The sequence below is a fragment of the Verminephrobacter eiseniae EF01-2 genome (assembly GCF_000015565.1).
Taxonomy (GTDB): Bacteria; Pseudomonadota; Gammaproteobacteria; order Burkholderiales; family Burkholderiaceae_C; genus Acidovorax; species Acidovorax eiseniae.
Genome location: NC_008786.1, coordinates 3,819,595 through 3,833,289 on the forward strand (window position 1 = coordinate 3,819,595; position 13,695 = coordinate 3,833,289).

Annotated in this window: 15 protein-coding genes; 7 read left to right on the forward strand and 8 right to left on the reverse strand. The window is 65.4% G+C overall.

The genetic code is table 11. The features are described from left to right. Positions 1 to 5: 5 nt before the first annotated feature. The 7 genes from VEIS_RS16720 to VEIS_RS29815 form a co-directional block, all read right to left on the reverse strand. Positions 6 to 836: a fumarylacetoacetate hydrolase family protein gene (locus VEIS_RS16720; protein ID WP_011811159.1), complete on the reverse strand. Its 831-nt coding sequence runs from the start codon at positions 834 to 836 to the stop codon at positions 6 to 8. 135 nt (positions 837 to 971) lie between these two features. Next, positions 972 to 1,979 carry a 2-hydroxyacid dehydrogenase gene (locus VEIS_RS16725; protein WP_011811160.1) on the reverse strand — a complete coding sequence of 336 codons (1,008 nt, stop codon included), beginning with the start codon at positions 1,977 to 1,979 and terminating at the stop codon, positions 972 to 974. Between the two features lie 22 nt (positions 1,980 to 2,001). Then, positions 2,002 to 3,183 (reverse strand): ABC transporter ATP-binding protein, encoded by a 1,182-nt coding sequence (locus VEIS_RS16730; protein WP_011811161.1) that lies wholly within the window; start codon positions 3,181 to 3,183, stop codon positions 2,002 to 2,004. 22 nt (positions 3,184 to 3,205) lie between these two features. Further along, entirely contained in the window at positions 3,206 to 4,027 is an 822-nt protein-coding gene (locus VEIS_RS16735; RefSeq protein ID WP_011811162.1) for a carbohydrate ABC transporter permease, read from the reverse strand. Continuing rightward, positions 4,024 to 4,896 carry a carbohydrate ABC transporter permease gene (locus VEIS_RS16740; RefSeq protein ID WP_232287727.1) on the reverse strand — a complete coding sequence of 291 codons (873 nt, stop codon included), beginning with the start codon at positions 4,894 to 4,896 and terminating at the stop codon, positions 4,024 to 4,026. Before VEIS_RS16740 ends, VEIS_RS16735 begins: the two co-directional genes overlap by 4 nt. Before the next feature lie 124 nt (positions 4,897 to 5,020). Continuing rightward, positions 5,021 to 6,277, reverse strand: coding sequence for an ABC transporter substrate-binding protein (locus tag VEIS_RS16745; RefSeq protein ID WP_011811164.1), 1,257 nt, complete (start codon positions 6,275 to 6,277; stop codon positions 5,021 to 5,023). 333 nt (positions 6,278 to 6,610) lie between these two features. Then, complete coding sequence (locus VEIS_RS29815) at positions 6,611 to 6,874, reverse strand: hypothetical protein (RefSeq protein WP_198137880.1); 264 nt, start codon at positions 6,872 to 6,874, stop codon at positions 6,611 to 6,613. A gap of 233 nt (positions 6,875 to 7,107) precedes the next feature. On the opposite strand from VEIS_RS29815, the gene VEIS_RS16755 reads away from it, so the two are divergent. The 6 genes from VEIS_RS16755 to VEIS_RS28935 are packed head-to-tail and all read left to right on the forward strand — an operon-like array spanning position 7,108 to position 13,150. After that, on the forward strand, positions 7,108 to 8,241 hold the full coding sequence (locus VEIS_RS16755) for an ABC transporter ATP-binding protein (RefSeq protein WP_011811166.1): 1,134 nt from the start codon (positions 7,108 to 7,110) through the stop codon (positions 8,239 to 8,241). Continuing rightward, positions 8,238 to 9,137 carry a carbohydrate ABC transporter permease gene (locus tag VEIS_RS16760; RefSeq protein ID WP_011811167.1) on the forward strand — a complete coding sequence of 300 codons (900 nt, stop codon included), beginning with the start codon at positions 8,238 to 8,240 and terminating at the stop codon, positions 9,135 to 9,137. Before VEIS_RS16755 ends, VEIS_RS16760 begins: the two co-directional genes overlap by 4 nt. Position 9,138: 1 nt before the next feature. Continuing rightward, positions 9,139 to 9,972 carry a carbohydrate ABC transporter permease gene (locus VEIS_RS16765; protein WP_011811168.1) on the forward strand — a complete coding sequence of 278 codons (834 nt, stop codon included), beginning with the start codon at positions 9,139 to 9,141 and terminating at the stop codon, positions 9,970 to 9,972. 42 nt (positions 9,973 to 10,014) lie between these two features. Next, a complete protein-coding gene (locus VEIS_RS16770; RefSeq protein WP_011811169.1) occupies positions 10,015 to 11,349 on the forward strand; it encodes an extracellular solute-binding protein in 1,335 nt (444 codons plus the stop codon). A gap of 42 nt (positions 11,350 to 11,391) precedes the next feature. Beyond that, entirely contained in the window at positions 11,392 to 12,912 is a 1,521-nt protein-coding gene (gene arfA, locus VEIS_RS16775; protein ID WP_011811170.1) for an arabinosylfuranosidase ArfA, read from the forward strand. Between the two features lie 58 nt (positions 12,913 to 12,970). Continuing rightward, on the forward strand, positions 12,971 to 13,150 hold the full coding sequence (locus VEIS_RS28935) for a hypothetical protein (RefSeq protein WP_157048552.1): 180 nt from the start codon (positions 12,971 to 12,973) through the stop codon (positions 13,148 to 13,150). On the opposite strand, the gene VEIS_RS29820 is transcribed toward VEIS_RS28935, so the two are convergent. Further along, positions 13,138 to 13,326, reverse strand: coding sequence for a hypothetical protein (locus VEIS_RS29820; RefSeq protein WP_041950117.1), 189 nt, complete (start codon positions 13,324 to 13,326; stop codon positions 13,138 to 13,140). The genes VEIS_RS28935 and VEIS_RS29820 overlap by 13 nt on opposite strands. An 18-nt stretch (positions 13,327 to 13,344) precedes the next feature. Between VEIS_RS29820 and VEIS_RS29825 the strand changes: the two genes are divergently transcribed. Beyond that, positions 13,345 to 13,671: a beta-galactosidase trimerization domain-containing protein gene (locus tag VEIS_RS29825; RefSeq protein WP_041950118.1), complete on the forward strand. Its 327-nt coding sequence runs from the start codon at positions 13,345 to 13,347 to the stop codon at positions 13,669 to 13,671. Positions 13,672 to 13,695: the final 24 nt, after the last annotated feature.

Consider the following 13,695-nt stretch of genomic DNA (forward strand, 5'->3'; position numbering starts at 1 on the left):
GCCGTTCAATCGGGTTCATACAGCGCGGCTTCGACCCTGCCTGCGCGCAGGCCGACTTGGCCAAGCCCGGGGAAGCGAACCAGCACCTCGGCGTTTGCCGGCATCGGGATGGCGCCTACCCAGGAACCGGTGGTGACCACGCTGTGCGCGGCCACGGTGCGGCCGCCGCGCGTGGCGTGGCGCAGCCAGATCGGCAGCAGCCACAGCGGATCGCCCAGGGAGTAAGCGCCGGTGTTGGCGCTCACTGGCGGCGCCGCGCCAAAGCGCAGTTCGCAGCGCTGGCGCGCCCAGTCTTGCGCTCGGCAGCGCATCCACGGGCCCAGAACCAAGGCCCCATGCGAGCCCTGATCGGCCAGCCGCAGGGCGGCCGGTGCCTGCAAGCCCTCTTGCCAGCGCGAGTCGGCGATCTCGATCGCGACGGCCATGGCGTCCACCAGGCCCGGGCCATCGGCGTGGCTCAGCCGCTGCGCCTGTTCGGGTGTCACCTCCCGGGCCAGGCGCAGCGCGATCTCGGCCTCGACGGCCGGCTGCTGCCAGCGCAGGTCGGCCAGCGATTGCCCCGCCGTGCGCACGCCGGCAGGTGGCAGGGCCGCGTGGGTCAGCGCCATGTCCCGCGCTGCGCCACCCGATTTCCAGTACTTGGGCGGGCTGTCGCCAAACCAGCCCAGCGCGCTGGCCACGGCATCCTGGATGGCGTAGGCCTCGTCGTCGCTGCACACCGCTTGCGCCAGGGCCGATGCCGGCCGTCCACTGCGCCGCGCCGCGACCAGGCTGGTGACAACCGCCAAGGCGCTGCTGCCAAGCGGTGGGGGACGAGGATGTCGATCGTGGTTCATGGTCGAAAAAATCAACAGGTCAGTGGAGGCCAGGCCAGGCTGCCGCGCGCGCTTCTTCTCTTTCGTCCCGGCGCAGGCCGGTGGGCGCGTGCAAGGCCGGCGCCGGATTGTGTTCGCTCATGGCACCGGCCTGCATCAGGATGAAGCGCCGATGGGGCTGCGCCAAACCAGGTTGATCGGCTCTGCGCCATCCATCCAGCGCCGGATATTGTCGGCCATGGTTTCCTGGCGCCGGCGCACGGTGCCGGCGGTCCAGCCCGACATATGCGGGGTCATCAGCAGGTTCGGCAGCGACTCGAAATCCAGGTGCGCGGGCTTGCATTCGGGCTGGTGCGCGCTCGGGTAGCGGTACCAAGTGTCAATGATGGCGCCGCCGATGCGGCGCCGGGACAGCGCATCGAACAGCGCCTGCTCATCGATCACCGGGCCTCGCCCGACGTTCAGGATCAATGCCTCGGGCCGCATCGCGGCCAGGGCCTGGGCACCGACCAGGCCCGTGGTCTGCGGCGTCAACGGCAGCGAGACCACGATGGCGTCGGCCGAGGCCATGAATGCGGGCAACTGTTCCAGCGTGAACACCTGGTCTGCGCGCTGGTCGTGAACGTGACTGCGGTTGGCGACCGTGACCCGCATGCCGAAAGCCTTGGCCCTTGCCAGGATGGCCTGCGCGATATGCCCAAAACCCAGCAACCCCAGCGTCTGCGCCCCCAGTTCGCTGTGCAGCGCGTTCGGCCTGCCGGCCCAGTAGGTCCAGCGCTGCCGGCGCAGATCGGCGTCGGCCTGCGCCAGCGGGACATGGCGTTGCAGCAGCGCCGCCAGCACATATTCGGCAATCGCCTGCTCATGGCCGAAGCAGTTGCACAGCATGGCGCCCGGCGGCAGCAGCGCCTGGTCGATGGCATCGGTGCCCGCAGACGGCGCGTGGAACAGGCGCACCCGCGCAGGTCCGGGGAGCTCGCGATCGAGCCGGATACTGACGATGACCTCGGCGCTCGCGTAATGCGCGCGCTCGCCGGGGGCGGCCAGCGTGTCGCTCAGATCGACGATCTCGAACGGGTGCCGCAGGTGCCCGATCAGGGTCTCGAAACCCTGGCGGAAATTGGCGGCGTTCGTGCCGTGAAATGCGATTTTGATGGTGTGCATGGCTGGCCCCGGGTCAGAGGAATCAATGCCGGCGGTCATGCGCCGGAACGCGGATGCGCTGGCCGGCGCGATCGAACACGACGGCTTCGCCCAGATCGGGCGACAACTGCACCGGCTGGCCGGCGCACAAGTCGCTGTAACCCTGGAGCACGAGCATGACCTCGGCGGCACTGGTGCCGTCCTCGTGGTGGGCGGTGTGGGCATGGTCGAGCCTGATGCTGACGATGGACTCGGCCCCGGCATGCTCGACGAGCACCACCTGGCCGGCCAGCAGGTCTTTGCCCCGGCCCGGACGCAGCGCATGCGGGCGGATGCCGAGCAGGACATCGCGCGCCGTCGGCTGCTCCAATGCGGCCAGGTGCCCGGGCAGCGGCAGCAGCACCGGGCCAATGGCCAGGCCGCGCTGCGGCACGATGCGCGCTTCGATCAGGTTCATCGGCGGCGTGCCGATGAAGCGGGCCACGAAGCTGTTGGCCGGGTCGGTGTAGATGTCGCGCGGCGTGCCGAACTGCTGCACCACGCCGTCGCGCATCAGCGCGATGCGCGTGCCCATGGTCATGGCTTCGATCTGGTCATGCGTCACATAGACGAAGGTGCTGCCCACTTCGCGGTGCAGTTTGATGATCTCGGCGCGCATCGAACTGCGCAGCTTGGCGTCGAGGTTGGACAGCGGCTCGTCCATCAGGAACACCTCGGGCTGGCGCACCAGCGCGCGCCCGAGCGCCACACGCTGGCGCTGCCCGCCCGATAGCGTTCGCGGGTACTGATCGAGCATGTCGGTCAGTGCCAGCGTCCTGGCCGTGCGCTCGACCAGGGCGCGCACCGCCGGCGTCTGCTCGATGCGCCGCTTGGCCAGGCCGCCGATCAGCGGCAGATGGAACCACCAGCGGTGCGCGCGCATGATCAGCGGGAAAGTGATGTTGCGCCGCACCGTCATATGCGGGTACAGCGCATAGGACTGGAACACGAAGGCCATGTCGCGCGCGCTGGGCGGCAAGGTATCGACGCGCCGCGCACCGACATGGATTTCGCCGCTGCCGACTTGCTCCAGACCCGCCAGCATGCGCAGCAAGGTCGATTTGCCGCAGCCCGAAGGCCCGAGCAGCACCAGGAATTCGCGGTCGGCGACATCGAACGTGATCTGATCGGCGACCTTCTTGCCACCGAAGCTCTTGCTCACGCCCCGCAGGGAGATGGCTGCCATGATGGATGTGTCCGCAAAAGGCTCAGCCCTTGACGCTGCCGGCGGTCATGCCGGAGACGACATAGCGCTGCACGAAAAGGTAGAAGATGACGGCGGGCAGCGTGTACATCAGCCCGACGGACATCACGGTATGCACGGGGGTGCTCAGTTCCCCGACGAATCCGGCCAGGCCGACCGAAGCGGTCTGCAAGCCCTGGTCGCTGATCAGCGTCTGGGCGAACACATATTCGTTCCAGCCGTGGAAGAAAGCGATCACGGCAGCGGCCGCCAGGGTGGGCGCCACCAGCGGCAGCACCACGGTCAGCACCAGCCCCAGGCGCGAGCAGCCGTCGATGCCGGCAGCCTCCTCGATGTCGATCGGCACGCCGTCAACCGCCCCCTTGAGGATCAGCGTGATCACCGGCACCGTGAACGCCGTATTGGCCAGGATCAGGCCCGTCAGGCTGTCGAGCAGGCCCAGTTGGCCGAAGATCGCGTACAACGGAACCACCAGCATGGCCTCGGGCAGCATCTGCGTGACAAACAGCGCGACCCCCAGGATGGCGAGCGCCCGGCTGCGGTAGCGCGACAGCACATAGGCCGGAAAGAGCGCCAGCGCGATGCTCAGCGCCGCCGTGCCGAAGGCGACGATGGCGCTGTTCCTGAGCCAGACGGCAACGGCCGTGGCGCTGAACGCATGGCCGTAGACCGGCCATTGCGACCAGTCCGGCAGCAGTTGCGGCCTGGCCGCGAACAGGTTCGGCGACGCGGTCAGCGAGGTGACCAGCATCCAGTACAGCGGGAACGCGGCCACGCCCAGCAGCGCCAACACCAGCATCATGCGCAGCGCGTGCTGCCAACTCATCGCTGCCGTTCCCCGGGCGCTCGGCGCGCCACGGTCTTGCCGTGCCCGGCGCGCTGCATATGGCGGAAATAGACCACGGTGATGAGCAGCGCAATCGACAAGCCCACCATGCCGACAGCCGCACCCTGCCCCAGATCGCGGTAGACAAAGGCCCGCCGGTACAGCTCGATCACCAGGGTGTTGGTCGAGCCGATCGGGCCGCCCTGCGTCATCAGCCAGATCAGGTCGAAGCGGCGCAGGGACCAAATGCTCAGGAACAGCGCGAGCAGTGCCACCGAGGGCTGTATGCTCGGCCAGACCACGGCGCGAAATACGCTCAGCCGGTGCGCGCCGTCGATCACCGCAGCCTCGCGCAGCTCAGAGGAGACGCCTTGCAGCGCGGCCAGGATGACGACGGCGGCAAACGGAAAAATCTGCCAGATGGTCGTCAGCAACACCGCAGGCAAGGCCAGCGCCGGGCTGTCGAGCCAGCTCTCGAGCCGGGCCGACCCGCCGAGCGCGCCCAGCAGATGGTTGAAGATGCCGTACTGGCCGTTGTAGATCCAGACGAAGATCAGCGCCACGGCCACCGGCGGCGCGGCCCAGGGAATCGTCACCAACGCCCGCGCCAGGCCCCGTCCGCGAAACGGCGCATCCAGCAGCAGCGCCGCACCCAGGCCCAGCGCAATCGCCGCCACCACGCAAACCACCGTGTAGATGGCGGTGATCAGCAAAACCTGGCGGAAGTCCTCCTGCGTCACCAGATCGATGTAGTTCTGCAACCCGACAAACACATGCTGGTCGGGCGTCAGCAACGCGGTCGAGGTGAAGCTCAGATAAAGCTCCTGCACCAGCGGATAGCCCTGGAACAGCAGCAAATAAAGGGCCACGGGCGCGGCGAACCAGTATGGCGTCCAGTCACGGCCCGGCCGCGCCGGCATGGCGGCGACCGGAGATGGCGCGGCATGGGGGCGCATCGGGTGAATCGGGCGAGCCGGCGGCGCAGGCACGGGTTTACTTGCGCAGCACGCGCGCCAAGACCAAACGCTGGGCATCGTCCAGCGCCTTCTTCGGCGCCATGCCGCCCTGCAAGACCTTGAGCACCTGCTCGAGCACGATCTGCTGGATCTCCGGCGTCTTGGCCTCCAGGCCCGCAACCACCTGCGGAATGCCATGCGGAGCCTGCTCGTCATACACCTTCAGCCAGGGCTTGCTGGCCAGATCCTCCGGGCTGCGATCGACCACGGTGGCCACGCTGCTGGCGCCCAGAAGCTCTTGCAATTGCTTTTGGTTCCCGGGTTGCAGCGCCCACTTGACGAAGGCTTGCGCGGCCGCCTTGTGTTTGGTGTTGGCATTGATCGTGAGCGCGGTCAGCACCATGCCCTGCGCCCGGGTCGGAAATGGCGCCGGCGCGGCCGCAAACGACAACTGCGGCGCCTGCTGGCTGAAGATGCCGGCCACGCCGCCGTTGTCGATCTCCATCGCCAGTTTGCGCTCCCAGAACATGCGCCGATAGGTGGCAGCATCCGCCCCCTTGGGAATCACGCCGGCGTCGTAGACTTTCTTGTAAGCGGCCACACCCTCGATCACCTTCGGGTCGTTCAGCGTCAGGCGACCCTGCGCATCGCTCCAGCGGCCGCCAAAGCCGTAGACGAAACTGCACAGGTCTTGCCAAAAGCCCGAACCCTCGGCCATCGTGGCGCGGTACGCAAAGCCGTAGACGCCGTTGCCGGTGGCAGCCTTGGCGCTGGCCAGGAATTCGTCGAAATCGGCCGGTGGCCTGCCGCCCTTGAGCAGCGCCGGGTTGTACAGCAGCACGTAATGGCTGATCTCGAAAGGCACGCCGTAGCGCTTGCCGCCGATGATCATGTGCCTGTCCGAGGCCGTGAACCGGTAGTCCTCGGCCTTGAGCAAGTCATCGAGCGCCAAGACGCGCCTGGCTTGTACCGCCGCGTAGTAGTCGATCAAGTCCATGCGCACCAGATCAGGCCCCGCGCCGCCGCCCATCTGCGTGAACACCGTCTTGGCAAAGCTCCCGAAGGGAATGGCGATGGGCTGGATTTCGGCAGCAGTCTGGCTCTGGTTGAACTTCCCGACCCAGGCCTTCAGGCGTTCGCCCCGACCAGCCTCGCTGAACGTGACGGCCGCAAAACTCAGCCTCGCCTTGTCTTGCGCCCGGAGCACCCGATGGCCGGCGAGCAGCGCGGCAGCAACGGCAACGCCGCTCCCCCTCAGGATACGGCGACGGGACGGGATGCTGAGGGAATGCACGGGGGGGTCTCCTGGGTCATCGAAATGCACACGGAATGCACAGCATGTCCTGGTATTTCAGAAAAACAAGCGGGGTTTCCACGAGATTCATCCGTGCTGCAAGCGCTCGCTGCTCGCAAGGAGGAAAGAGGAAGAAAGGTGGCAGGTGGCCTGGCCTGCACCGCCATACCGGCGCGGGTTGGCGCTGCTCGACACCCAGCATGTCAAGAATGATAGTCATACTATCTGTTCTGAATCGATGCTTCGTCAGGGTTTTTCCGGTAATTACGGCAAAGAAAGTCTGCCTATCATCGTTTCGCCACGCATTCCATCGCTGCAAGTTCTTCGAGCGGGTCAGGGGTCAGTCAACCGGGAGTCAACGTGATCAACGCAATGGCGACCAGGCGTCGCGAGATCGTCCCACTCGGCGGCGCCGTGCTGGCTGCCGTGGCTGCAAGCGCTGACATGGCACAGGCCGGTCTGAACGGCTTTCAGGAATTCATGGCGGCACCCGAGCGCCGAGAGCAGATTCGACAGCGGCTGGAGGCCACGCGCAAACGGGTCTGCCCATCCTGAATTCGTGGCGCTCGCATTCACGAAGGTCACGAAGGTTTTCATGTCGCCGTCGTCCGTCAAGCCCGGGTTCGCCGAATGCTTCGGAAGCGCCGACAAGAACGGGTCGATGCGCTGCCGTTTCAACCGACAGCGGCGGTTACCGCACGCTGTATGCCGCGCATGTGCGGCAGGCCGGCGCAGGCTGCGGCTCCGATCGTCTTGCCGGCCGGCGCGGCGCGGCTGTGCCACGGCATTTGCATCGACTACAGCCCAAACGATTTCAGGAGACGCGCACCATGGACGGCATCCAGATCACCGGACTCGACAAGCGCTATGGCGCGGTCGAGGTCATCAGGAACTTCAACCTCGAGATCGGGCGCGGCGAGTTCTTCGTGTTCCTTGGTCCGTCCGGTTGCGGCAAATCGACCTTGCTGCGCATGATCGCCGGTCTCGACTCGGTGTCGGCCGGGCAGATTCATATTGCCGGACGTGATGTCACGCAACTGGCGCCCGGTGCGCGCGGCGTGGCCATGGTGTTTCAGCACTACGCGCTGTACTCGCACATGACGGTCTACGAGAACATGGCGTTCGGCCTGCGCAATGTGCGCCTGCCTGCCGCCGAGATCGACCGGCGCGTGCAGGAGGCCGCCCGCATGCTGGAACTGGCGCCGCTGTTGCAGCGCCGGCCGGCGCAGATGTCGGGCGGGCAGCGCCAGCGTGTGGCAATCGGTCGCGCCATTGTGAAGGACCCCTACGCCTTCCTCTTTGACGAGCCGCTGTCCAACCTCGATGCCGCCCTGCGCTCCCGCACCCGGGTCGAGCTTGCGCGGCTGCACCAGCGTTTGCAGTCGACCATGATTTTCGTCACGCACGACCAGGTGGAAGCCATGACCTTGGCCACCCGCATCGTCGTGATGAACGAGGGCAAGATCGAGCAGGTCGGGCGCCCGATGGATATCTACCGCCAGCCCGCTTCGCGCTTCGTGGCCGGCTTCATTGGTTCGCCCGCCATGAATTTCATCGCGGTGGAACTGGCGGCTGAGCGCGTCGGCGCGGTTGCGGTGCGGCTGCCCGATGGCTCGGTGGTGCAAACCACGGTGGCTGCTGCGGGTTTGCCCGGTGGTGGTCGTGGTGGCCGCAGTGCTCATTACACGCTCGGCGTTCGGCCGGAAGCGCTGGTGATCGACCATTCCGGGCAAGCCGGCCTGATTGCTGGCCGGGTGGAATTGGTCGAGCGGCTCGGCGACCAGACCCATGTCCATGTCGTGCTGGGTTGCGGCAGTTCCGTGGTCGCCCACGCCCATCGCGACAGTGAGATCGCGGCAGGCGCAACGGTGGGGCTGCGCCTCGATGCCGCAGCCGTCCATCTGTTTGACGAAGCGGGGACCGCATACCATGCCCTGCCGCGCCAACCACGGGGTGCGGCATGAAGGCGGTGGCGGACCATGGGCATGGGCGTGTGCATGGCGCGCGCTGGTCGAATGCCCTCTTCATCGCGCCCTTCCTGGCGGTCTACCTCGCGCTGCTGGTGGCGCCGCTGGTGCGCGGCATGTGGACCAGCCTGCAGGATCTGGACATGCTGTCGCAGACCTCCGAGTTCGTCGGCCTGAAGAATTTCGCGGACCTTTGGGGCGACGAGATTTTCATGGGTTCAGTGCGCAACACCTTCTGTTTCGTGCTGATGTCAACGCCGGTGTTCGTGGTGCTGGGCCTGGCGCTGGCGTTGGCGCTGAACCGGCCGGGCCGCACCGGCGCGGTGTTGCGCGCCATCTTCTTTGGCTCGTCGGTGCTGTCGGTGACGATCGTCACGCTGGTGTGGAAACTGGTGCTGATGCCGCACCACGGGCTGCTGGCGAACCTTGCGAACGCCGCCGGCCTGCCCGGGTTCTCGCCGCTGACGAGCGAAGCCTGGGCCTTGCCGACGATTGCCGCCGTCACGGTGTGGTGGATCATCGGTTTGCCGATGATGCTGTTTCTGGCCGCGCTGCAACAGGTGCCGGGCGAGGTCTATGAAGCCGCCGCGCTCGACAACTCGAGCCGCTGGCGCACGCTGGTGCACATCACCCTGCCGGCCATTCGCCGCACGGTGGTGCTGGTGGCCGTGATCGAGGTCATTCTCCAGTTCCAGGTATTCGGGCAGGCGCAACTGCTGACCCAGGGCGGCCCGAACAATAGTTCGCGGCCCGTCGTGCAGTTCATCTACGAATCCGGCTTCACGCACTGGACACTGGGCAATGCCGCCGCTGCCTCGCAGGTGCTGCTGGGCATCATGCTGGTCGCCATGGCGCTCCAGATGTGGGTGTCCGGCCGCAAGGAGGCGTTCTGACATGAACATCGTCGGCAACAATCTGGCCGACCGCCTGGTGCTTGCGGCGGTCATTGCGCTGGCCATCGTGTGGGTGGCGCCGCTCATGTGGGTGTTCGCGCTCTCGTTCAAGCCGAACGAGTTTCTCACGCAGCGCACCGATGTGATCTTCTCCGGCCCGTTCACCCTCAAGAACTACATCGACATCATCGGCACCTCGGCGGTGTTCCGGTGGATCGTCAACAGCATCATCGTCGCGCTATCGCAAACCCTGGCCATGCTGGTGCTGGCCTCGCTGGCGGGCTACGGCTTCGCCCGCACCGAGTTCCCCGGCAAGAATGTGCTGTTCGTTCTGGTGCTGGCCGGGCTGGCCGTGCCGGAGCAGGCCATCATCGTGCCCTTGCACCTGATGTTTGCCGACCTCGAGATGCACAACACCTACACGGCGCTGATCCTGCCCCGGCTGGCAATGCCCTTTGGCGTGTACTTGATGACGCAGTACTTCAAGGCGATTCCGCGCGATATCGAGGAAGCAGCGCTGCTCGACAATGCCTCGCGCCTGAAGATTTTTTTCCGGGTGATCCTGCCGCTATCGATCCCCGCGCAGGCGACCCTGGGCATCTTCACCTTCCTGCATGCGTGGAACGATTATCTGTGGCCGCTGATTTCGGCGTCCAAACCGGAGATGTACACGCTCACCCTGGGGCTGGCGTCCACCCAGTCCAACTTCGGCCAGTCCGAAGGCATCGGCTACCTGATGTCGCAAGCGGTGTTCGCAGGGCTGCCGGTGTTCATCCTCTACCTGTTTTTCCAGAAATACATCATTGCGGCGGTGTCCGGCACGACCGTGAAGTGATGACCCATCGATGACCCATCAATGACCGATAAGGAGACACGCATGAAGATGACATCGCACCTGGCCGCCATTGGCCTGCTCGCCTGCGCTGCGGGCAGTGCGCTGGCCCAGGCCAGAACGGAGATCACGCTGGCGCGCTTTTTCGGCTCTTGCGAGGCCGACTACGGCAAATCGATCGACGTGAAAGCAGCGCGTGGCGAGTGCGGCATCATCACGACGCTGGTCAACAAATTCAATGCGACCAACAAGGACAACATCGTCGTCAAGCCGCAGATCGTGGAGTGGGGCCCGTACTACGACCAACTCACGGCGCGCATCGTGGCGCGCGATGTGCCGACCATCGCGGTCATGCACGAATCATCGCTGGGCGACTTCGTCCATCGCAAACTGATCGAGCCGATGGACGACAGTTTCAAGTCGGTGGGCATCGACACGGCGCAGTTCAGCGATCAGGCCCGGGCCGGGACCAGTTTCTCCGGCAAAACCTACGCGCTGCCTTTCGACACCCACGCCTGGCTCTGGCATTTCAACCTGAACCTCATGAAGAAGGCGGGCCTGACCAAACCGGACGGCAGCCCCGTCATTCCAGGCTCGCCGGAAGAACTGTTCGCCCAGGCCAGGCAGTTCAAACAGGCCACGGGCAAGCCCTACTTCGCGTGGCAAACGGTCAACTCGTCGGCGTCCTACATGCGCACGTTTCTCACGCTGCTCTATCAGCAGAACGGCGCCAAGCTGTTTACGGATGGCGCCAAGCCGCGCATCGACATGAAGTCGCCGCAGGCGACCAAGGCGCTGAAGCTGATGAACCAGATCTACAGCGAAGGTCTGGTCATGACCGGCCTCGACTACGGCCCCTCCAACCAGGCCTTTGTCAATGGCGAGGTCGGCGTTGTCGTCGTGGGCACCTGGAAGATCGACGACTTCGTGGCGCAAGCCGAGAAAGCCGACACCCCCTTGGCAAAAGGCTATGCGGTCTATCCCTTCCCGCAGTTGTTCGACCAGAAAGCGGTGTGCGCCGACGGCCACAGTTGGGTGATGCTCAAGGGCGGGGCCAAGGACGAGGCCAGCCGCAAGGCCGCGCTCGCCTTTCTGAAGTTCATCTGGGACAACGACGTGGAATGGGCGCGCACCGGCCACCTGCCGATCAGCAAGCTGACACTGTCCAGCCCGGGGTTCAAAGCCTTGCCGATGCGCAGCAACATCGCCGAGATATCCGCCAGCGGCCGCGGCATACCGCTGTCCATTCCGCGCCAGCGGGCGATACAAATCGCGGTAGACCAAGAGATAGGCAACATGCTGACCAGCAAGAAGTCCTTGAAGGACATGCAGAACGCCGCCGAGACGCGCGTCAACAAACTGCTCGATTCGGTGCGCTGATGCCCGCCCTCCATCCCCCCTTTCATCCATCAAGGACAAGACATGATCTCCACCCGCCTGGTCGTCGATAGCGACTTCGTCATCTCCGCGCTCGATCGCCGCGTGTTCGGTGCTTTTGTCGAGCACATGGGCCGCTGCGTCTACACGGGCATTTATGAACCCGGCCATCCCAGCGCCGATGCGCACGGCTTTCGCGGCGATGTCATGGCCTTGACGCGCGAGCTTGGGCCGACCATCGTGCGCTATCCCGGCGGGAACTTCCTGTCGGGCTACCACTGGGAAGATGGCGTCGGCCCGCAGGAGGCCCGACCGACGCGGCTGGACCTGGCCTGGTTATCGACCGAAACCAACCAGTTTGGCACCAACGAGTTTATGGACTGGTGCCGCGCCGTCGGTGTCGAACCGATGTTTGCCGTCAACCTTGGCACCCGGGGGCCTGACCAGGCCAGGCATTTCCTGGAGTACTGCAACCATCCGGGCGGCACCGCGCTGTCCGACCTGCGCCGCTCGCATGGCTACGAAGCGCCGCATGGCATCAAGTTCTGGTGCCTGGGCAACGAGCTCGACGGCCCTTGGCAAATCTGCGCCAAGACGGCCCAGGAGTATGGCCGCATCGCACAAGAGACCGCCAAACTGATGCGCCTGGTCGATCCGGGCGTCGTGCTGGCGGCCTGTGGCTCCTCCAATCATGGCATGCCGACGTTCGGGCAATGGGAGGACACGGTGCTGGAGCATTGCTTCGACGAGGTGGACTTCATTTCGCTGCACACCTATTTCGAGAACCCGCACCATTCGAGCGCCGAGTTCCTCGCCAACATCGACCAGATGAATCGCTTCATCGAGGACACGGTTGCCGTGGCCGACAGCGTGGCGGCGCGCAAGCACTCGCACAAGCGCATCATGCTGTCGTTCGACGAATGGAACGTCTGGTACAAGGCGCGCACCCTGGACGATCGCCGCAAGCCAGGCTGGCCGCAGGCGCCACGGCTGATCGAAGAGGTCTACAACCACGAGGACGCGCTGGCCGTCGGCGGCGCGCTGATCGTGATGATGAACAATGCCGACCGCGTGAAAACGGCCTGCATGGCGCAACTGGTCAATGTGATCGGCCCCATCATGACCGAGCCGGGAGGTGCGGCATGGCGCCAGACCATCTTCCATCCGTTTGCACAAGCCTCCCGCTTTGCCCACGGCAGGGTGCTGCGACCGGTGATTCGCTCGCCCGGCTATGAATCGAAGACCTTCCCGGAAGTGCCCTACCTGTGCGCCTGCGTCGTGCATGACGACGCCACCGGCCAGACCGCCATCTTCGCGCTGAACCGCCACTTGAGCCAAGAGCAGGAAATCACCATCGAACTGCGCGGCCTGGGCGACCAGCAGCGTCTGGTCGCGGCCTCCGAACTGCACCACGCGGACATGAAGGCGGTCAATACGGTGGCGGCTCCGGACACGGTTTCCCCACGGCCCAACTCGCGGGTCGAGATCAGTGGCCATCTGGTGACGGCCACATTCAAGCCGGGTTCATGGAATGTGATCGTGACCACGAACGGCAAGCCATCCTGATTCACGAACCATGAACGTTTCAACAAGATGGCCATGGGCTTTTGGCGCAGCAACCGCAGTGGGCTCCATTGGCCCATTGGCTCTACCCGGTTACCCGGTGCGGTTTCTTTTGCCCGGCATCGCGCTCTTTGGCACGATCATCGCCGCTTCTGCGGTGCAGAGCGTGTGGATCGGCTTGCACGACCGGGACGGCATCGGCGCAAAGACCTGGGTCGGTTCGGATGACTACCGGGAATGACTCGACGACCCGCAGTGCTGCCGGTCGTTGACGAACAATGTCATCCGGGTGCTGGTGTCCATGCGCGCGCCTGCCATGGGTCTGGCGCTCGCGCTGGCCACCACGATGGCATTCCTTGCGGCTTCGTGCCCCCGCAGGACGATCTCTTGCGCCTGACGGTTTTCTTCATCGCGCATGGGGGTCAATGGGGGTCAATGGGGGTCATCTGCAAGGATGCGTGGACTCAGGCAATCGAGGCGTTCGCTCGCGCAGGAGGAACGGTGATCGCCGGCGCCCGCACCGGCACACGCGATGCCAACCGCCACGTCATTCGGGACACTGCGCCCGGCCGCGCGCTGCCCGCGCCATGTGGCGTGGAGGTGCAGGAGTTTGGCCTCATGCCTTCGTCGGCAGACGGGGCGGACATCGAAGGCGTTCCCGTCGGTGTCGAACGACGGACCGATCGCGTACATGGCACCGGTGCGCTCAGGCGCGCGGCGCATGGCTGCGCCGTCATCAAACCGGCCAGCGCGCACGCATGAATTCCGGCAGGATGGGCACGCCAA